This window comes from Jannaschia sp. L-14R, from assembly GCF_056857695.1.
This window is the reverse complement of record NZ_JBSXNP010000009.1, coordinates 475519-494514: the sequence shown is the minus strand read 5'-3', so window position 1 is coordinate 494514 and position 18996 is coordinate 475519. Positions and strand designations below refer to the sequence as shown.

The following is an 18996-nucleotide window of genomic DNA, read 5'->3' as shown; positions in this document are numbered from 1 at the left end:
CTTTATGCAGACGGCAGAGGGCGGCGATTGGACCCGATCCGGGTCTTTCGGCGGCTTGATTGTGGCGAAAAGAGGCGCGCACGGCGCGACGCCGCGGCGACAATGACTGTCAGAGCCGGATAGCAGCGATCAGACGCCCGTAATCCGCCTCACCCGCATGGGTCGTGCGGCGATAGGAGTAGAAGCGTGCGGGGTCGGAATAGGTACAATGCCCGGTCCATTCCGCCTGCACCCCGGCCCGGCGCAGCCGCCACAACCCATAGGCGGGCAGGTCGAACAGGTATCGGTCGCCTTCTCCGTTCGCAAAGAACCGTCCCGCCTCGGCGTCAGCGTCAAGGAAGGGGTCCGGAAATTCCGGGCCGACTTCATAGGCACGCTGGCTGATCGACGGGCCGATGGCCGCGCGAATGTTCGGCCGGATCGCGCCCAGCCCCTCCATCGCCTCGATCGTCGCTTCGAGGATGCCATCAAGGGCACCTTTCCATCCGGCATGCGCAGCCCCGACGACGCCCGATTCGGAGTCATGGAACAGCACCGGCTGGCAATCGGCGGTCAGGACCGTCAACACCTGACCCGGCACGGCCGTCACCAGCGCATCGGCGCGGCGCGGCGCCCCGGTTTCGTCTGTTGCATCGCAGAGCGGGCCGTCGATGACGATGACATCTGCCGAATGAACCTGATGCACACTGTGCAGGGGCCCGCCCATGGCTTCGGCCACGCGGGCGCGGTTGATCTGCACAGCTTCGGTCTGATCGCTTGATCCGGTGCCGCAGTTCAGCCCTTCGAAAATGCCGGACGATGCGCCGCCATGCCGGGTAAAGAACCCGTGGGCGACAGGGCCAAGGATGTCGGCCTGAAGGGCTTCCAATGTCATCGATCGAATCCCGGTGGCAGGGCGGCACCGACTGGAAGCAGCGCCATTGCCTTGAATAGGTCGCCCATGTCGGATGGGTGGGTCAAGCGCCGATGGGCCGCGACATGCGCGTTCAGTCGCGCGCCGCCCATTGATTGGGCAAGCGCCTGCGCCCGCGCAGTGATGCCAAGCCGTTCAAGAATGACCCCTTGAGATATCATTGCGCTGACGCTGCATAGACTTGCCGGTGTGGCACGGGCGATAGCCTCGAAATCGACATGCGCGGTCAGATCGGCCTGACCGGGGTTGGCCAGTGGATCTTCGGGCGTATGGTTGCGCAGCGCCTGTAGCGTGTCGCCGCGACTGCGCCAGTGGCCGTAGTCAATGAAGATCGCGGTCCCGCCCCTTGCCACCCGCGACGCCACCGTGCCGACAATGCCTGGCAGGGCAGGGCAGCGTTCGACCAGAGTACCGTCGGGCAGGGGGGCGGGAACGTTGTGATAATTCAATTCCGGCACCGGCATGGCGGGACCCAGGGCAAAGGACAGCGCACCTTCGGTTTCGGTCACCAGCCGCTCGCGCCATGTATTTCCATCGCGGACATGCTGGCGGACCGGCAGGGCGTCAAGAAATTCGTTGGCAAGAAGAAATGTCGGAAGATCGGGCAGATCGTTCACGGTGCCGTGCCATGTGACATCGTGCCCGAATAGCGTGTCGGCCTGAATCTGTCTCAGCGTTTCGGACGCTTCGACCAGATGGACGCGGGCCGCTGTGACGAATCCGGGAACAGCGCGCGTGGCGCGCAGAACGTCCGCCATCAACGTCCCCCGGCCCGGCCCAAGTTCAACCAGCGAGAAGAGTTTCGGACGGCCCTGGTCGATCCAGACCTGCGCCAGACACAGGCCCAGCATCTCGCCGAACATCTGACTGATTTCCGGCGCGGTGATGAAATCGCCGCCCGTGCCAAAGGGATCGCGGGTGGAATAATATCCCAGCGACGGGTGCAGAAGACAATCGGCCATATAGTCGGCGATGGTCAGCGGTCCGGTTGCGCGGATACGCCCGATCAGAAGGTCGCGCAGGCGATGTGCGTCAGGCACGCGCCTTGTCGGACTGTGCCGCGTCCGACCGCGCCGCGCGCAGCGCCAGCCAGGCGGCGCCCAGACCCACGATCACCATCGGCAGGGATAGAACCTGACCCATTGTCATGCCGTAGTCGCCCAGGCTGACGACATACCCCAGTGGATTGTCCGGCGTGATATACTGTGCATCCGCCTGCCGGAAATATTCGACGAAGATGCGCGCGAAGCCATAGCCGGCCAGGAAAATGCCGCAGATCATGCCGGGAATTTTCAGCCCGCCCCGAAGCGCGATCACCCAAAGCACGACCAGCAGAATGACGCCTTCCAGAATCGCCTCATAGATCTGGCTGGGGTGCCGGGCGCAAAGCTCTCCGACGTTGGAGCAGGCCTGCGCGGCGCTGCCCGGAAAGACCACGGCCCAGGGCAGGTCGCTGGGACGGCCCCAGAGTTCTGCGTTGACGAAGTTGGCCAGCCGGCCCAGTCCAAGTCCAAGCGGCGTGGCGAGGGCCCCGATATCCAGGATCGACCGGATTGGAATTCCGTGGCGTCTTGCGAAGAATATTATCGCCAGTCCTGTCCCGATCAGGCCACCGTGGAATGACATGCCGCCCTCCCAGACGGCCAGAATTTCCGCCGGGTTCGCCAGGTAATAGCCGGGTTGATAAAAGATCACGTATCCCAGGCGCCCGCCCAGAACGATAGCCAGCGTAACCCAGGTCATCACGTCTTCGACCTGCAACGGCGTCATCGGCGATTTGCCTCCGCGCCAGAGAGCGGGGCGCATCACAAGCCAGCGCGCCATCAACCAGCCGCCGACGATGCCGAGGATATAGGCGGCGGCATACCATTTCGGCGCAATTTCGAATCCGGCGATCGAAACACGGAAGATATCGGGCGAAATGTTCGGGAATGTGATGACCATGTTATTCATGGGGTCGCAATGCCTGCCCCCTGCAATCCCGTCAATCCCTTTGCGATCACGGGCTGGTGAAGCGCAGATCTTGAGACTTCGACGCGATGACCCCATATGAATCGCAGCAAACCCGGAGACCCAGATTATGCAGACCCGCAACCGTTTTATGGATGACATCGGTCAGTTGATGACCAACGCGATGGGCGTGGCGCAGGGCGCGAAGTCTGAAGCCGAGACAGCGATGAAATCATTGCTGGACCGCTGGATGGCAGACCGCGATTTCGTCACGCGCGAGGAATTCGACGCCGTACGTGCCATGGCCCAGAAAGCCCGCGAAGAAAATGACGCGTTGAAGGCTCGTCTGGACGCGATGGAAGGAACCGGGGCGAAAAAGACCACAGCCAAAAAAAGCTGAGCTTCGTACCGGGTCAGACGCGGAGCCTTCGGCGGAGATGTTCCTGCCAAGAGGTAATGTTCAGCCTGCGAACAGGGTCAGCAGGGCGTCGACCTCGGCGTTCGTCTTGGTAAAGTCGCAGACCAGACGGCACAGCGGCCCGCCCGCAGCATCATCGGCTTCGTCCATCAGATAATAATCTGCCTTGTTCAACGCCCGGTCGTGGGTCGCGCGGGGCAGACGGGCGAAGATCATGTTCGCCTGCGGCTCCCACTCCATCATCGCGCCAAGATCGCGCAGGCCGGTGGCCAGTCGCGCGCATGCGGCGTTGGATGCGCGGGCGTTCTTCAGCCACAGGTCATCGGCCAGATAGGCCATCATCTGCACCGACAGATAACGATGCTTCGACCATAGTTGCGCGCCGCGCTTGCGCCGCAGTTCCATTTCGCGGTGCCGGGCCGGGTCGCGTATTACAATGGCCTCAACTGCCATACAGCCGTTCTTGGTGCCGCCAAAACTGACCATATCGAAGCCGCGCACCATATCCGCCGCGGAACATGCCAACGCAGCACATGCGTTGGCAAAGCGCGCCCCGTCCAGATGAGTGGCGAAGCCGCCGTTGCGGGCCATCGTGGTCAGGTCGCGCAATTGGTCCAACGTATAGAGCGTTCCGGCCTCGGTCACGTTGGTCAGGCTGAGCGCGCCTTTCTGGACGTTGTGCAAGGATACACCTGTGCGCCCGATCTGTGCGGCCAGCGCGTCTGCGTCGATGCGACCGTCGGCCCCATCGACCAGCACCAGCTTCGCGCCGCCGGTAAAGAACTCGGGCGCACCGCATTCGTCTTCTTCGATATGCGCGATCCGGTGGCACAGCACCGCGTCCCAGGGGTTCACCAGACCGGCCAGCGCCAGCGCGTTGGCCCCGGTGCCGGTCGCGACGAGCAGGACCTCGGCTTCTGGCCAGTCGAACAGGGTGCGGAGTGCATCGCGCACGCCGGGCATCCAGGGGTCGTTGCCATAGGGCATCGCCGCACCGGTGTTGGCGGCAAGGATGGCATCCATGATCGCGGGGGCCACCGGGCCGGTGTTGTCGGAAGCAAAGTTCAGGTTCATCACGCGCCTCCCAACGGCTCCTCGATCACAAAATCCTCCCAATCGTCATCGTCGGGGACCAGCGTTTCGTTCACTGTCTCGTCTATCAAGGACGCGCCCGCTTTGTGTGGTGACATCGGGTCGCCGGTCAGAAGTGGATGCCAGGCGGGCAATTCACGACCTTCATGCAGGCGGCGATAGGCGCAGGTCTCGGGCATGAAATAGGCCGCCTTCGGCAGCGTCGCAGGGGTCAGCACGACGCATTCAGGGACATGCAGAAGCCGCAGGTCGTAGTTGGAGCATCTGCAGGTGCGGTCGTCGAACAGGCGGCAGGCGATGCGGGTCAGGGCGACTTCGCCCGTTTCTTCGTCTTCCAGTTTGTTAAGACAGCACTTGCCGCAGCCATCGCAAAGCGCTTCCCATTCCTTTTGGGTCAGGTCGGTCAGCGCGCGCCTCCAGAAGGCGGGCCGCAGTCCGTCGCGATCGATAGGGTCGGAACGAGGGTCAGAGGGCATTCAGCATCGCTTTTGCACGATCGGCGTCGGCCTTCATCTGGGCGATCAGCGCGGGCAGTCCGTCGAAATTCAATTCCGGGCGCAGATAGTCGACCAGCCCGACCGAGATGTGGCGGTCGTAAAGATCACCGTCGAAATCGAACAGGAATGTTTCGATATTCGGGGTATTTTCGCCGAACATCGGTCGCACACCAAGCGAAGAGACGCCGTGATATGCCCCCGCCTTCGGTCCTTCCAGCACGTCGACCAGCACGGCATAGACACCCAGTTTCGGCAGGTGCAGCCCGTCGACCGACAGGTTGGCGGTCGGATAGCCAAGATCGCGCCCGCGTTTTGCGCCGTGCAGGACGGGGCCTTCGATCCGGTGCCAGTGGCCCAGCAACTCGGCGGCGTCACGCGGACGACCCTCGGTCAGGGCGCTGCGGATGGCAGTGGACGACACCGGTGCATCACCGCCCAACAGATCGGCAATGGTCACATCGAAGCCAAGCCGTTCGCCGCCGTCGCGCAGGGCCACAACATCGCCCGCACGGCCCTTTCCGAACCGGAAATCCGCCCCGGTGACGACATGCGACAGACCCAAACCATTCGCCAGCACATCGGCCATGAAAACCTCGGCGGTGAGAGGGGCGATGGCGGGAAACGGCAGTTCGAACAGCAGATCAACGCCCAGTTTCGCCAACCGGTTGGACCGCGCCTCGGACGACATCAGACGGAAGGGCGCGCCGCCGGGGGCGAAGACCTGCCGGGGATGCGGCTCGAACGTGACGACGCCCAGCGGTGCGTCGCGTCGGGCAAGGTCAAGCACGTGCTGATGCCCGCGGTGCACGCCATCGAAATTACCCACCGCAGCCGATGCACCGCGCGCGTCGGCGGGAATGTCGTGATGGGTCCGGAAAATCCGCATGACCGCCGGGCTAGCCCGCCCGTTCAGGCGGTGCAAGCGGGCGGCCCGCTCGCGATGTTATTTCGACACGTTGACGGGTATCGTAATCAGTCGAACTTGCGCGACGGGGCCAGCACGACGGCCTCTCCCTTCAGGACTTTCCTGCCGTCGATGGCGCAGTGCGTTTCCATCGTAACGCGGCGTTTGCCAAGGTCCATGTCCACGACCGTCACCACTGCTTCGACCATGTCGCCGGGACGGACCGGAGCCAGAAACTTGAGCGTCTGTCCCAGATAGACAGTGCCGTGGCCGGGCAGTTGTTCCCCGATGACCGCTGAAATCAGCCCGGCAGTCAGCATGCCATGGGCAATGCGACCTTCGAATATCGTGTCTCGGGCGTAATCGTCGTCCAGATGCACCGGGTTATGATCGGTTGAAACTTCAGCGAACAATTCGATATCGCGGTCGGTGATGACCTTCCGCAGGCTGCGGGACATGCCGATTTCGATATCCTCGATGCAGATCGAGCCGCGCGGGGCGTTGTCGAGCATGGGGCGTCCTCCGAAATTCGTCATACGCAACATATACGGCAATGCCGCATCGCGGCAACATCATAAGTAATAATACTTCACAAAAGTTGCATAAATAGGACTTATATTACCGCAACGTTCCGATCACATAGGTCGGAACGATACCTGTTTCGGCCAGATATACCTCCAATTTCGCAGGATCGGGACTTCCGCCTGGGGCCGTTCCCGTTTCTGCGGCACCCAGTCCCCCCGAGATGAACAAAAGGTCCAGGTCTTCGCCCATTGCGCCCGCCGCATCAGTCAACGGTCCGTCACCGATGGCCAGGATCGCGCTGTCTGGCACATCGGCGACTGCCGCCAGCCGTCGTCGCGCCAAATCGTAGATCGGCGGATGCGGTTTGCCGAAATACAGACTCTCACCCCCCATTTCGGAATAAAGTTCTGCCAGTGCGCCGGCACACCACTCCCGAACCTCGCCCCGGTCAACGACGATATCCGGGTTCGCGCAGAGCAGCTTCAGGCCGCGTGTCTTCGCTGCCAGAAACTCGGGTCGCATGACCGACGGGTCGGCCTGCGGGTCGAAGGGGCCGGTGCAGACAACGCCCTCGGCCTGATCCAGCGGAACGCGGGTGATAGTCATCGGGTCGGAGAGAATCGCCGGCGGCTCAAAGAACCCGAGGTCGTGATCGGGGCCCAGATGCCAGACCCTGGACCCCACAGCGCCCCGAAACAGCGCCAGCCGGGCTGAATCGCCGGAGGTCGCAATGGCGTCATAGGCATCTTCCGGCACACCGAAGCCCGCGATCTGTTTGGCCACACCTTCGCGGGGCCGGGGTGAATTGGTGACCAGAACGACCCTGCCTCCGGCGCGACGATAGGCCGTCAGCGCCTCGACCGCGCCGGGAATCGCGCGCACGCCATCGTGGACGCAACCCCAGAGATCGACAAACAATGCCTGATACTGGCCGGAGACCTGTGAAAGGGACTGAATGATCTGCATGTCGCGGCCTCGGCAGTGGGGGTCAATCGACCCCTACCTACAGGACGCGGGGGCAGGGTCCAGCAGTCGCGATTGACGGTGCGCACTCAGACCCCTGTCATCGCCAGGCCCTGTGCTTCGGAGACGGTCAGATACGGGATGCGCGGTGCATCAAACCCTGCACCGGACGCGGTCTGCGGGAACAGTTTCCCCATGTCGGATAACATCGTGCGCGTCAGATTGCGCCCGGTGGCGCGGGCGGGGTGATAACTTTCGACCGGCAGGTTCCCGACCAAGATGGCTTCCTGACCTGAACAGGCGATGCCGTATACCGTCACCTCGCCCTGTGGCACGATGGCGGTGATGGAGTGGCCATCCTCGAAGGCACGGATCGGGGCGAAAGCCTGCAATCCGCCGACCAGTTTGTGGCAGCGCGGACTGTCGATCAGGATATTTGCATGTGCCCCCAGCAGGACATCGTGATCCGGGCCGGACGCGCCGAAGGCATGGGCCGCAACACGAAAGAACATCGGTCGCTCTGCCCCTGCGTCATAGCTGCGCGATCCGATCCAGTCGATCTGTGCCGTGCCGCCGCCGCGCACGGCAACGCGGTCACCGGGAATCAGATCCTCGATCGGGACAGGACCGCGAATGCCGCGCAAAAGGGCACCGCGCGCGAAACTAGAGACGGCGGCCTCGATTTCGGGAGTATCGGGAAGTGCGCGACGGTCCCACGTGGCAAGGCCGCGAGTATCGATCCAAGACAGGTCATAGCTTGCCAATGTCCGGTGATCGGGCCCGTCAATGGTGTCGTGGGTCCCCGGAACAGGGCTGAACGAGGTTGAAGGAAGCCGTTGATAGGCAGACATGACGGGGCCGTCCTGGCGTTAGCAGTCCCCACCGCTGGCATCGGTTCTAATCGGTTTTGATCGGTATATCTACGGTGCAGCCTGAAACAATCGGTTTCCCAATGTCTTTTGGAGCGGGAATCTCCATGGTAGGCGGGGCCATGACCAATCAGACAGCGCCCCTCGCACAGCAGCTCGCCGCCGTACGCAAAGCAATCGAAGCCGAGCGTCCGACAAGCGCGCGCGCGCTTTTGCGGACCTTGACCAAATCCTCGCCCAATTCCGCCGAGGCATGGCTGCAACTGGCCCGATCCGAATCCATGCTCGAAAATGCGGGGGCAGCACGGCTGGCGTTCGAGCGATGTCTGACGCTGGCTCCGAAAGAACCGATCCTGTGGATGGAACTCGCGATCTCGGAATCGCGCCACGGTCAGGGAAATCAGATCTTGAAACGGGCCCGGAAGGCCGGGCTGCCGCAGGCTTTGCTGAAAATGTTGCAGACGGCGGCGAAGGGGCAGGGGGCCAAGGCGCAGGGCACCGGAGGTGCGACCAGGGCCGACCTTGCGGCATTGGGCAAGGCTGCGGCCGGGGGCAACCTGCGCGCGGTCGAAACCAGGGCCGCACCGATCCTGAAAGCGCGGGCGGGGGCGGTGATCTGGGGAATCGTCGCGCAGGCCCGGGCCGATGCGGGCAAGTTCGCGTCCGCGGCCGAGGCGTTTCGGCAAGGTATCGTGCTGGAACCCTATGCCGTCGACCTGCGTCTGGGTCTCGTCCATTCGCTTGCCATGGAAACCGAAGTCGTGAAGGCCCTGGTCGAGGCGCGGCGGGCCGCACAGATCGCACCGCGTCTGACGTCTGCGCAACTGGTCTACGGACGGATCGTGCTTCAGGCCGGGTTGGCCGACAGGGCGATGGCCATCGCCGAGCAGGCCCTGCGTGTCGATCCGAACAGCGATGCCGTATTGGCGCTTGCCGCTGAAACGGCGATGCAGGTCGGGCGTCATCGCGATGCAATCGACTACGCGCGAAGGCGTAGCAAAGCGTCGACCGAATACGATATTCTGCTGGCCCGTACGCTCAGCACCGATGGGCAGCTGGACGAATCGCTGGCGGTTTATGATGCCCTGATCGCCAGGCACCCGACCGATGCGGCGGCTTTGGCAGGGCGCGGACAATTGCGCCAGACACTGGGCGACATGACCGCGGCGGAAGCGGACCTTCGCGCGGCAATGGCTGCCGACCCGACCGAGGGTTCCGCTGCGCGGGCCCTGGCCTATGGCACGAAACTTTCGGAGGACGATCCGGCGGTCATCGTAATGAAAGATGTGCTTGCGCGCAAAGAGATCGGACCTCAGCTCCGCCGTCAGCTGGATTACGCGTTGGCCCGCGTATTGCAATCTTCGGACCCCGCTGCCGCCGCCGCGCATCTTGCATCCGCCAACGCCTCGATGTTGCGGACCTTTCCATACGACGTGCGGCAGTTGCGCGAGCGGCAGGAAACCAGCACCGACCGCGAATGGCCGATCCTGCGCGCGGCGCTGGCGTCCGGTGTCCGCAGCACCTCCGAGGCCGCGCCGATCTTCGTCACCGGCCTGCCCCGGTCGGGCACTACGCTGGTCGAGGCGATTATCTCGGCCCACCCCATGGTAGCCGCCGGGGGTGAACTGGGCGTGGTCCGACGCAGTATCATGCCATTGGCCAGGCTTCTGGCGGAAGGCGGGACCCCGACCGAGGCCGATCTTACGGCAGCAGGTGACGCTTATGCCGACGCGGCCTGTCACGCCGCCGGTCAGACGCCGGACGGTCACCACCTGACCGACAAGTCGATCTTCACCTTCATGGATATCGGCCTGATTCAGGCGATCCTGCCGCGTGCGAAGGTCGTCGTGGTAACGCGCGATCCGCGTGACATGGGGCTGTCGATCTGGCGCAACCATTTCCGCGAAGGCACGCATCGCTACGCCGCAAGTCAGCCCGCAATCGCCGATCAGGTCGAGATGTTTCGCGATGCCATGAACATCTGGCAGAGAGACCTGCCGGACGCATATCATCGCATCGACTACGACGCCCTTCTGCAAAACCCTGAGGAGCAGGTGCGCGCGCTGCTGGAGTATCTCGACCTGGAGTGGAATGAGCGGGTGATGTCGTTCAACGAACATGCGGGCCGGGTCCAGACCCTCAGCTTCGCGCAGGTCCGACAGCCGCTCTACAAATCGTCCAGCGGCGGATGGAAGCGCAGCGCGGAGGAAATCGCCGAACTGATCGCTGCACTGGATGCAAAAGGGCTGCTGCCGCCTGACTGACCTGCGGGCCCCAGGTGCGGGTCAGTCGACGGTGGCGATATCTTCGATGGCATCGGTCAGCGTCAGGTCCGGGTTGAATTTCCCATTGCGGAGAAACGTCAGGATCTGCCCGATTACAATTGGCTGATTCATCATGAAGGTATGCGTCACCGACATTTCGATGTGATCGTCCATTCCGGCCACACGGGTGGAGGCGACGGAGACCTTGCCATCGTCCGGGCCGGGCAGGAGCGATGACCACAGCGGGTTCAGGCTGCGCGTGCCCGCGATCACCCCGACACCGGGCCAGACCGGACCCAACCGAGTCGGCAGACCATCTGTGCCCAGTTGCATCCCCGAAGGGCCGTTGATCCATTCGAAGGCGGCGACCTCGCCCATGCGGTCCACGATTTCGGAGCCCTGGTTCGGCGGTGCCAGCATCACGGTGCGTCCCATTTGCGGAAAATTGTTTTCGGCCATCCACACCCGGAGCAGAATGCCGCCCATTGAATGGGTGACGAAGTTTATAAGCGGACTTGTTCCACAGCTTCGTATGGCGGAGGGCAGGGTCGCCGCGGCCAGCGCCTCGACCGTGCCCGAGGTGCTGTCATAGTCGCTGTTGACCACGCGGTATCCCTGCGTAAGCAGCGTCTCCTCCAGCACCAGAAGGGATGCATCGGTGCGCGCGAGCCCATGCAGCAGGACGACGCAATCCGGCACCCGTCCGGAGATGCTGTCCGATTGGGCCAGCACGGGCGCCGCAAGGGCGACCAGGAGGAGGGCGAGCCGTATCACTCCCGTTATCTAGTATCGAGCTGAACCGCATACCAGTCTGCCCGTCAACCTGCGCCGCGAGGTTCAGGAGGAGGCGGGTCTGAAGATCCATGTCGACGCGCTCTGCCTGATCAACGAATATCACTCGCGCGCGCGATTTTCATCAGGTCGAAGTATTTTTCCGCTGTCATCTTGCCAGCGGGGAACTCCGCGACGACTGGCACGACCCCGAAGGTGTGGTGACGCGCCGCCGCTGGGTCAGCCGCGATCAGATGACGGGGTTGTCCTTCCGGCCCGCCGCGCTGCCCAGTGTGGCATGGGCCGACCCCGATGCGCCCGCCTATGACCCTCTGGAGCCTTTGCATGAATAGCGCGAGCCCGTGGATTTCGCCCCGGTCCGGATTGTCGCCAATCCGATCCCCGCCAGCACCAGTCCGCCTGCCGCCAATGCCCGCGCGCCCGGCACCTCGCCCAGCAGGATCGCGCCAGCCAACGTGGCGATGACCGGCACGATCAACTGTGCCACGCCCGCCGTCGCCACGCCCATCTGCGGCAGCACCCGAAACAACATGGCGTAGCCGATGCCCGACGCGATGCCGCCCGACAGCGCCGCCATCGCCGCCCCGAACGGTGTCACCGCCGCGCCCCACCACATCGGGGCGGCAAGGGCGAACAAGGCCGTGGCGATCAGGAAATTCCCTGCGCTGCCGGCCAGCGGTCGCGGCTCGAACTTTCCGGCGAAGGAATAGGCAGCCCAGGCAAGTCCGGCGACGATCATCAGGCCTGCGTCCATTGGGTCAGTCCGCACCGTGCCGCCCGGCAGAAGCAGCCAGACCAGCCCGGCCAGCGCCAGCCCCATACCGGCCAGTCTGACCGGGCCGCTGCGTTCGCCCCGCGCCAGAGACAGAGCGAAGAGACCGATTTGCACGGTGGCGAACAGGATCAGTGCACCAATTCCTGCATCCAGCGTGCGATAGGCCAGCGAAAACCCCAGCAGATAGACTACCAGTGCGATCGCCGCGCCCCACCGCCGCACGCCGGTCACGGTGATCCCGCGCCGTGCGGCCAGAGCCGCCAGCACGACAGCACCCGCCGCGACCCGGATCGCGGCAAAGGCCAGCGGATCGGTTCCGTCGACTACGCCCGCACGGGTCAGTAGCGAGTTGGCAGCCAGAAAACACAGGGCAAGCGCGGTGAGGAGGACGAGGGGCATGGGGCCTTGGTGCGGCGCGGCGGGGCGAAAGTCGAGGGTCCGCTGTGCCCGCTCCCCGCACGGCCGGTTATTGATTGTCCGCGGCAATTCCGTCGCCTTCGCTGGCCGTGACGGACGGGTGGGCGGTGCGACGTCCCGCATCGCTCAGACTGTAAACCCCGACCGATATCTTCATGAACCATCCGTAGTGGTCATCGCGCATGATCGCCGTCGCCCGCCCCACGCCGGTGGCGTCCTTTACGTCCCGTCCCCGACACGCCCCGTGTGCAGCCAAATATGCTGCCACCAACATCGCATCCTGCCGATAGGCCGTCACCAGCCCCACCCGCGTTGCGCCGCCATCGTTCGGGTCGCCGCGCCGTGTTGCGAATTCGCGCAGCAGGCGTTCCTTGGGCTTTTTCGACAGGCGCGGCCGGAACGGCCCAGGATCGCAATGCACCGTCACCAGCCCGTCACGCAGCCGCACCGTCAGAACGCCCAGACCCAGCCGCCGGGCCAGCTTGAGATTGGCTTTCAACGCCGTCCAACCCCGTCGTCCTGCCACATCGGGAACGGCCAGATAGACATGCGGTGTGACGGCCTGCCGGTCGATCCCCTGATGGATCAGGGCAAGGCTGAAAGCGGTCTTCAGCTCCACGATCACGGGTGGCTCGTCTTCGCGCAGCGCCATGACGTCTGCGGGCCCGATCTCGGCCTTTACGGTATAGCCCTGATCTTCCAGAAACACCTTTACGGGGGCGTAGAGATCGGTTTCGCGCATGGGGTCTCTGGCGGGCATTACGATGGCAGAGCCATCTTGCCGCCTGCCAGGGTTGGATGTGCTGCGAGGCGGGCGACCGTGGCCGACAGAAGCGTGCCGAAAGTTGCGGGAGCGGTGGGTCGGTAGATGCGGGCTTCGAGAGTGATCTCGCGTGCGGGGGGATAGGTCGCATTCAGTCCGCAGAAAACCCAATCCTTACCGCGCCGGTTCCAGGTCGCAAAACAGACGGTCAGGAATGCCGGAGCCACACCCTCCGGCATATAAAGGTATTGAACGATGGGTCGGGTGTCCCCCGGGCTCACTTCTGCACGCAAGGCCGGTTGCCGAAAGTATTCCGGCACGAGATTCCGGCTGCCCAAACGTTTCGGAGTTTCTTCTGGTCCAAACGGATATGCCGGATTGCTCGGGCGCTGGCTGATGGAGAGTACACTGCCCTGAGCTCCGGGCAACAGGTCTGACAGGACGATGTTCTGAATCGACCTGATCGAACTCAGCGGCAGGAAGCCGTTTATTCGCCCGGCGTTGCGGGGCGGCTCGCCCAGAAGGAACGTCCGCGACCCGATCGCGACCGTGAAATCTTCGCTGTCGGCTGCTTCCTGCGCGGCAGCAGGGGAAACCAAGGCGAGAACGTTCATGACTATCGCAAGCGGTAGCGTCGCACAGTGACGGAAAAGCATGAATGACCTCGAACAGGGGAAGGGCGTACGTGCCGGACCGCTATAGCACCCGAAGGCGCTTTCGCCACTCCCGGCGGTCGGCCCCCCGTGACAATCGGAGCGGCGCAGGTTATGGCCCCGCCCGACCCTGATCGTACACCGATTTTCAGCACGGACCCCCGCAATGACCACCCTTGTCTTCGGCCACAAATCCCCCGACACCGATTCCACCGGCAGCCCGATCGCATGGGCATGGTACCTTTCGGAGTTCATCGGCATCGAGGCGACGCCCGTCCTGCTGGGCGAGCCGAACACCGAAGCCCTGTGGATGCTGAAGAAATGGGATCTGCCCAAACCGCGCATCATCATGGATGTCGAGGCCGGCCAACCTGTGGTCATCGTCGACACCAATAATCCGGCGGAATTACCTGCGGGCATCAATGCCGCCGATATCCGCGCCATCATCGACCATCACAAGCTGGTCGGCGGTCTGGAAACAGTGGGCCCAATCGACATCACCATCCGTCCGTTGGCCTGCACGGCGACAATCATGGCGGATCTTATGGGCAGCGCGCTGTCAACGGCACCCGACGGAATCAAGGGTGCGATGCTGACCTGTATCCTGTCGGATACACTGGCCTTCCGCTCGCCCACCACAACTGACCATGACCGGGTCTTGGCCGAGCGTCTGGCGGCTGACCTGTCGGTCGATATTCCGGCTTATGCGTCCGAAATGTTCGCTGCGAAATCCGACGTGTCAGCGTTCTCTGAAGCCGAGCTTCTGCGCATGGACAGCAAGGAATATGAAGTCGAGGGCACCAAATTCCGCGTCTCCGTCCTGGAAACCACTTCGCCCGAGGCGATCTTGTCGCGCAAGGACGCGCTGATGGCGGCGATGCCACAGGTGGCCAGGGAGGATGACGTGACGCAGGTTTTGCTGTTCGTGGTCGATATCCTGGCCGAACAGGCGACGCTACTTGTGCCCGATACCCTGACCAAAGCAGTGGCCGAAGCCAGCTTCGGAGTGTCTGTCAACGGCGACAGCGTGGTTCTGCCTGGCGTGATGAGCCGTAAGAAACAGATTATTCCGGCGCTCAAGCTCTGACGGTTCAAGCTCTTTCATGATGACAGGAACGAGAAATGACCCGTTTTCTTGTTCTTTTTGAACGGTTCGCTTTTCAGATTTCGTTCTGAATCTGTCCATAAGCCAGCATGGCAAACAGACCTGTGCCGCCTAGAATATTGCCGATCAACATCGGCAGGATATGCTTGCTGAAAGCGGTGAGAATTCCCAGTTCTCCGCTGACCACCAGCGTGAAAATTTCGTTCGATCCAGCGACGACATGGGTGAAATCTCCGGCCGCGATCAGCCAGGTGAACATGATGATCAAGAACAGCTCCGTCCTTTTGGCCGAAGGCAGCATCCAGACCAACGCAGCAATGAAGAACCCTGACGGAATGCCACGAAGCAACGTTTCCGAGGGGGACATCGATGCAAGGTGACGCGAAATCTCGAGTATTGCATTCAGGGTTTCGGGCGTCAGGATGCCACCATGCACCGCAAGACCCGCCGTTATGAATGTACCAAGCATGTTGGCGACGAAAACGATGCTCCATAGCCGGGCGACGTTGTAGAAACCGTCACGCGACGGCTTCGCCAAAATCGGCAGGACGACCGTGATCGTGTTTTCCGTAAACAATTGCAGACGGGACAGGATGACCACGACGAAACCGAACGTATAGCCGAAACTCTGGACCAGTGTCAGATACGGATAGTCAGGTCCAAGGCCGGCCCGGATGACGCCTACCATCAGAACCGATGTGCTGATACCCAGACCGGCAGCCAGGCCCGACCACCAGAGCGATGTCTTGGAGCGATGGAGTTCTTCCTCACCTTCGCGCAGAATGATCGAATAGACCGACAGTGCCGACAGCCTGGCATGATTTCCGACGATCTGTCGTTCTTCCCGGGTCAAGGCCTTTTCGGTGGCGGTCGGCGTCTTTTCCCGCACTTCGCGTTCGCGAACCCTGGCTTCGGTTTCGGCCTCAGCCTCAGCCTGTATTTCTTCCGCCCGGTCCTGCATGTTCGTCCCCTGTTTTCCTAGGTCCGAGATGGGGCAACCGGATACGAAGTCCAGCCAGCCTAAATCAGGGCCGTCGCGCCACCATGTCGATTTCTACCAGCGCCCCGACGGCAAGTCCGGTTACACCGATGCAGGTCCGAGCAGGCAGTTTTCCTTCGGAGAAATAGGACTGATACATCTGGTTCATGGCGGCGTAGTCCCGCTCGAACTCGGTCAGATAGATCCGCGCCTGCGCGACATTCTCCAACCCCAGGCCCATCCCCGACAACACGATCTTCAGATTATCCATCACCCGCGCCGTTTGCGCCGTTACACCGTCGGGCAAGGCGCGTTCCGGCTCGCTGGGCCAGGTCGGCATCTGACCGGTCAGGAATACCCAGCCGTCGATTTCCGAGCAGTGCGAAAAGGTTGCAACCGGCTGAGGCGCGCCGTCGATCATGTGGAAGGTTGGAAGGGGCATGGAAACTCAGTTCAGTTTTGACGGGATTGAGCGAGGCTGCACCATAAGGGCCGCACCAAATGGGACATATCCTCTGATTTGCGAACCACCCTCCTCAAGCCTCCCGGCCCAGTCGCTCCTCGAGGACCTCGAACGGCACACCCGGCAGATCCTTGGCGCCCCGGATCACCAGCGATGTCTTCACCGACGCCACGTTTTCCGCCGCCGTCAGCGATCCGGTCAGGAACGACTGGAATGTCGACAGGTCGGGGGCCACGCATTTCAGAATGAAGTCGGTCTCGCCGTTCAGCATGTGGCACTCCCGGACCAGCGGCCAGTCGCGACACAGCGCCTCGAACGCAGACAGGTCGACTTCGGCCTGACGTACCAGCGACACCATCGCGAAGACCTGGACCTCGAACCCCAACTGTCGGGCATCGACGTCGGCATGATAGCCCTTGATCAACCCGGCTTCCTCCAGCGCGCGGACACGGCGCAGGCAAGGTGGGGCACTGATGCCAACGCGGCGTGCCAGTTCGACATTGGTCATGCGACCGTCAGCCTGCAATTCCGATAGAATCTGGCGGTCGATGGGGTCGAGTTTGGCGGGGGGCATATTGATCCTGTCTCTGAGTTGGCGGATGTGTCTCACAGCAAAGGGCTCTGCGCAACAATATTTCAATGTTGCGCAAGATTGCGTCGCGAAAGATGGAGGGACATCTTGACCCCTTCGGCCGATGCAAAGAACCAGATATACCGGGAGGTCCGAGATGGATCAGGACGAAGACGATGATTCCGCACCTTGCTTCGCCCATCTGCTGGTGGATGGCCATGTTGTCGATCCACAGACAAGGCGCGACGTTGCAGCCTTCCGCAAGGCGGAGCGGCAGCGGCTTTACGGTTTGCGGAAAACACTGTCCGTATCCGATCGCGCTGTGGCCGAAACGTCGATTTCGCAGGGTATCGACGACGTGCTGGACGACCCGACAGGGCAAACGATCGCAGCCTACTGGCCGATCCGGGGCGAGCCTGATCTTCGCCGCTGGATGGCACAAGCGCATGAGCGCGGCGCCAGGATCGCCTTGCCCGTCGTCGTGGGGCGGGATGCACCGGTCGGCTTCCACCTGTGGTCGCCCGGATGCGCGATGGAGCGTGGCATCTGGAACATTCCCGTTCCCCGCAACGTCATGCCTGTCGTCCCCGACGTCGTGATCGTCCCGTTGCTGGGTGTGGACGATGCATTATTTCGGCTGGGAAACGGAGGCGGCTATTACGACCGCACACTTGTTCGGCTGCCGGGACCGCATCGTGTGATCGGAGTCGGTTACGGGTTTTCGCGTATGACCACGATCTATCCGATGCCATGGGATGTGCCGATGGATGTCATCGTGCTGGACGACGGCACCATCCAGCATAGGCAGTAGCCGTGCGCATCCCGCAGGGAAACATGCGCAGGGCAGGCTGACAACGGGGGTTCCTCCACCGCGCATCCCTCCCTATATCGACACCCCAGACGAAAGGATTTCCATATGTCCGATACGCGCCATTCCAAGGTTCTCATCATCGGCTCAGGTCCAGCGGGCTATACTGCTGGCATCTATGCCAGCCGTGCCATGCTGCACCCGCTGCTGGTGCAGGGTATACAGCCCGGCGGCCAGCTGACGATAACGACCGAGGTCGAGAACTGGCCCGGCGATACCGAAGTTCAGGGCCCTGACCTGATGGCTCGGATGGAGACACATGCCCGCGCTCTGGGCACCGAAATCGTCAGCGACCATATCGCATCGCTGGATCTGTCCAAACGCCCGTTCACCGCCGTCAGCGACAGCGGTGCGATCTACACCTGCGACGCACTGATCCTGGCGACAGGGGCGCAGGCTAAATGGCTGGGACTGCCATCCGAGGAGCATTTCAAGGGTTTCGGCGTCAGCGCCTGCGCGACCTGTGATGGCTTCTTTTATCGCGGCAAGGTGGTCGCGGTCATTGGCGGCGGCAATACAGCCGTCGAGGAAGCGCTGTTTCTGACGAAATTCGCCGATAAGGTCATTCTGGTCCACCGTCGCGACAGCCTGCGGGCCGAGAAGATCCTGCAGAACCGACTGTTCAAGCATCCCAAGATTGAGATCATCTGGGATCACGGTGTGGACGAAGTTCTGGGTGCCGAGACCCCACGCGGTGTAGAAGCAGTTCGCCTGAAGCACACCACCACTGGCGCAATGCAGGAGATCGCTGTCGATGGCGTCTTCGTCGCGATCGGACATGCGCCCGCCTCGGAGCTGGTGAAAGACAAGCTGGATCTGCACAACGGCGGCTATGTGATCACTGCGCCCGACAGCACCGCGACCTCGATCCCGGGTGTGTTTGCCGCGGGCGACCTGACCGATCATATCTATCGTCAGGCTGTCACTTCTGCGGGCATGGGTTGCATGGCAGCGCTGGAGGCCGAGAAGTTCCTGGCAGAACACGGGCAGGACAGCGAAATTACCCAAGATCATACCGAGCCTCTGGGGTACGGCGCGCCCGTGGACGAACCGGCACAGTGAATCCACGCTGCGGCGTCCACTGTCGGTGAAATGCGCATGTGTCTTTGCGTCGACCGGCGGGAATGAAGGAACGATCCGCACCTGATCCAGTCATTGTCTCACGGGGCGCTGCCGTTTTCGGTGCGGGCGTCTTGATATTGACGAATTAGAAAG

General features: G+C 62.6%; 22 protein-coding genes. 6 read left to right on the top strand and 16 right to left on the bottom strand.

Translation table 11 applies throughout. The features are described from left to right. Positions 1–109 precede the first annotated feature (109 nt). Genes pgeF through lgt form a run of 3 tightly spaced genes read right to left on the bottom strand, consistent with a single transcriptional unit; the run spans position 110 to position 2866 of the window. Positions 110–874 (bottom strand): peptidoglycan editing factor PgeF, encoded by a 765-nt coding sequence (gene pgeF, locus AC13C2_RS06830; RefSeq protein ID WP_092763988.1) that lies wholly within the window; start codon positions 872–874, stop codon positions 110–112. Further along, positions 871–1953: a class I SAM-dependent methyltransferase gene (locus AC13C2_RS06825; RefSeq protein ID WP_482886311.1), complete on the bottom strand. Its 1083-nt coding sequence runs from the start codon at positions 1951–1953 to the stop codon at positions 871–873. Before AC13C2_RS06825 ends, pgeF begins: the two co-directional genes overlap by 4 nt. Then, on the bottom strand, positions 1946–2866 hold the full coding sequence (gene lgt / locus AC13C2_RS06820) for a prolipoprotein diacylglyceryl transferase (protein WP_424338100.1): 921 nt from the start codon (positions 2864–2866) through the stop codon (positions 1946–1948). The genes AC13C2_RS06825 and lgt overlap by 8 nt, the downstream gene beginning before the upstream one ends. 127 nt (positions 2867–2993) lie before the next feature. On the opposite strand from lgt, the gene AC13C2_RS06815 reads away from it, so the two are divergent. Next, positions 2994–3263 carry an accessory factor UbiK family protein gene (locus AC13C2_RS06815; RefSeq protein WP_092763990.1) on the top strand — a complete coding sequence of 90 codons (270 nt, stop codon included), beginning with the start codon at positions 2994–2996 and terminating at the stop codon, positions 3261–3263. A 60-nt stretch (positions 3264–3323) separates the two neighbouring features. On the opposite strand, the gene AC13C2_RS06810 is transcribed toward AC13C2_RS06815, so the two are convergent. From AC13C2_RS06810 to AC13C2_RS06785, 6 genes are all read right to left on the bottom strand, one after another. Next, entirely contained in the window at positions 3324–4355 is a 1032-nt protein-coding gene (locus AC13C2_RS06810) for a threonine aldolase family protein (RefSeq protein WP_482886310.1), read from the bottom strand. After that, positions 4355–4849 (bottom strand): YcgN family cysteine cluster protein, encoded by a 495-nt coding sequence (locus tag AC13C2_RS06805; protein WP_092763992.1) that lies wholly within the window; start codon positions 4847–4849, stop codon positions 4355–4357. Before AC13C2_RS06805 ends, AC13C2_RS06810 begins: the two co-directional genes overlap by 1 nt. Beyond that, positions 4839–5756: a bifunctional riboflavin kinase/FAD synthetase gene (locus tag AC13C2_RS06800; RefSeq protein ID WP_482886309.1), complete on the bottom strand. Its 918-nt coding sequence runs from the start codon at positions 5754–5756 to the stop codon at positions 4839–4841. Before AC13C2_RS06800 ends, AC13C2_RS06805 begins: the two co-directional genes overlap by 11 nt. 86 nt (positions 5757–5842) lie before the next feature. Next, complete coding sequence (locus tag AC13C2_RS06795; protein WP_092763996.1) at positions 5843–6286, bottom strand: MaoC family dehydratase; 444 nt, start codon at positions 6284–6286, stop codon at positions 5843–5845. Between the two features lie 106 nt (positions 6287–6392). Then, on the bottom strand, positions 6393–7265 hold the full coding sequence (locus AC13C2_RS06790) for a TIGR01459 family HAD-type hydrolase (protein ID WP_092763998.1): 873 nt from the start codon (positions 7263–7265) through the stop codon (positions 6393–6395). Positions 7266–7351: 86 nt separating this feature from the next. Continuing rightward, the gene (locus AC13C2_RS06785; RefSeq protein ID WP_482886308.1) at positions 7352–8113 is read right to left on the bottom strand and encodes a Hint domain-containing protein; all 762 of its coding nucleotides are present in this window, start codon (positions 8111–8113) and stop codon (positions 7352–7354) included. Positions 8114–8253: 140 nt separating this feature from the next. Here AC13C2_RS06785 and AC13C2_RS06780 point away from each other — a divergent pair, with 140 nt between their 5' ends. Beyond that, positions 8254–10395, top strand: a complete 2142-nt coding sequence (locus AC13C2_RS06780; protein WP_482886307.1) for a sulfotransferase — start codon at positions 8254–8256, stop codon at positions 10393–10395. A gap of 21 nt (positions 10396–10416) precedes the next feature. Here AC13C2_RS06780 and AC13C2_RS06775 read toward each other — a convergent pair whose 3' ends face one another. After that, the gene (locus tag AC13C2_RS06775) at positions 10417–11169 is read right to left on the bottom strand and encodes an esterase/lipase family protein (protein ID WP_482886306.1); all 753 of its coding nucleotides are present in this window, start codon (positions 11167–11169) and stop codon (positions 10417–10419) included. Positions 11170–11387: 218 nt separating this feature from the next. Here AC13C2_RS06775 and AC13C2_RS06770 point away from each other — a divergent pair, with 218 nt between their 5' ends. After that, positions 11388–11519, top strand: a complete 132-nt coding sequence (locus tag AC13C2_RS06770) for a hypothetical protein (RefSeq protein ID WP_281243235.1) — start codon at positions 11388–11390, stop codon at positions 11517–11519. On the opposite strand, the gene AC13C2_RS06765 is transcribed toward AC13C2_RS06770, so the two are convergent. The 3 genes from AC13C2_RS06765 to AC13C2_RS06755 all read right to left on the bottom strand — a co-directional run bounded on the left by AC13C2_RS06765 (position 11489) and on the right by AC13C2_RS06755 (position 13756). Further along, on the bottom strand, positions 11489–12361 hold the full coding sequence (locus AC13C2_RS06765; RefSeq protein WP_092764008.1) for a DMT family transporter: 873 nt from the start codon (positions 12359–12361) through the stop codon (positions 11489–11491). The genes AC13C2_RS06770 and AC13C2_RS06765 overlap by 31 nt on opposite strands. 67 nt (positions 12362–12428) lie before the next feature. Then, positions 12429–13121 carry a DUF2161 domain-containing phosphodiesterase gene (locus AC13C2_RS06760; RefSeq protein ID WP_092764010.1) on the bottom strand — a complete coding sequence of 231 codons (693 nt, stop codon included), beginning with the start codon at positions 13119–13121 and terminating at the stop codon, positions 12429–12431. Between the two features lie 17 nt (positions 13122–13138). Then, positions 13139–13756: a hypothetical protein gene (locus tag AC13C2_RS06755; RefSeq protein ID WP_092764012.1), complete on the bottom strand. Its 618-nt coding sequence runs from the start codon at positions 13754–13756 to the stop codon at positions 13139–13141. A gap of 205 nt (positions 13757–13961) precedes the next feature. Between AC13C2_RS06755 and AC13C2_RS06750 the strand changes: the two genes are divergently transcribed. Next, complete coding sequence (locus AC13C2_RS06750) at positions 13962–14882, top strand: manganese-dependent inorganic pyrophosphatase (RefSeq protein WP_092764047.1); 921 nt, start codon at positions 13962–13964, stop codon at positions 14880–14882. A 73-nt stretch (positions 14883–14955) separates the two neighbouring features. Here the strand turns inward: AC13C2_RS06750 and AC13C2_RS06745 are convergent, their stop codons facing one another. The 3 genes from AC13C2_RS06745 to AC13C2_RS06735 all read right to left on the bottom strand — a co-directional run bounded on the left by AC13C2_RS06745 (position 14956) and on the right by AC13C2_RS06735 (position 16916). Then, a complete protein-coding gene (locus tag AC13C2_RS06745; RefSeq protein ID WP_092764049.1) occupies positions 14956–15861 on the bottom strand; it encodes a formate/nitrite transporter family protein in 906 nt (301 codons plus the stop codon). A gap of 64 nt (positions 15862–15925) precedes the next feature. Continuing rightward, the gene (locus AC13C2_RS06740; RefSeq protein ID WP_482886305.1) at positions 15926–16321 is read right to left on the bottom strand and encodes a RidA family protein; all 396 of its coding nucleotides are present in this window, start codon (positions 16319–16321) and stop codon (positions 15926–15928) included. A gap of 94 nt (positions 16322–16415) precedes the next feature. Next, positions 16416–16916 (bottom strand): Lrp/AsnC family transcriptional regulator, encoded by a 501-nt coding sequence (locus tag AC13C2_RS06735; RefSeq protein WP_092764055.1) that lies wholly within the window; start codon positions 16914–16916, stop codon positions 16416–16418. Positions 16917–17037: 121 nt separating this feature from the next. On the opposite strand from AC13C2_RS06735, the gene AC13C2_RS06730 reads away from it, so the two are divergent. Together AC13C2_RS06730 and trxB are read left to right on the top strand one after the other, a co-directional pair. Next, positions 17038–17724, top strand: a complete 687-nt coding sequence (locus tag AC13C2_RS06730) for a 5-formyltetrahydrofolate cyclo-ligase (RefSeq protein WP_482886304.1) — start codon at positions 17038–17040, stop codon at positions 17722–17724. Between the two features lie 105 nt (positions 17725–17829). Then, complete coding sequence (gene trxB / locus AC13C2_RS06725) at positions 17830–18843, top strand: thioredoxin-disulfide reductase (protein WP_092764059.1); 1014 nt, start codon at positions 17830–17832, stop codon at positions 18841–18843. Positions 18844–18996: the final 153 nt, after the last annotated feature.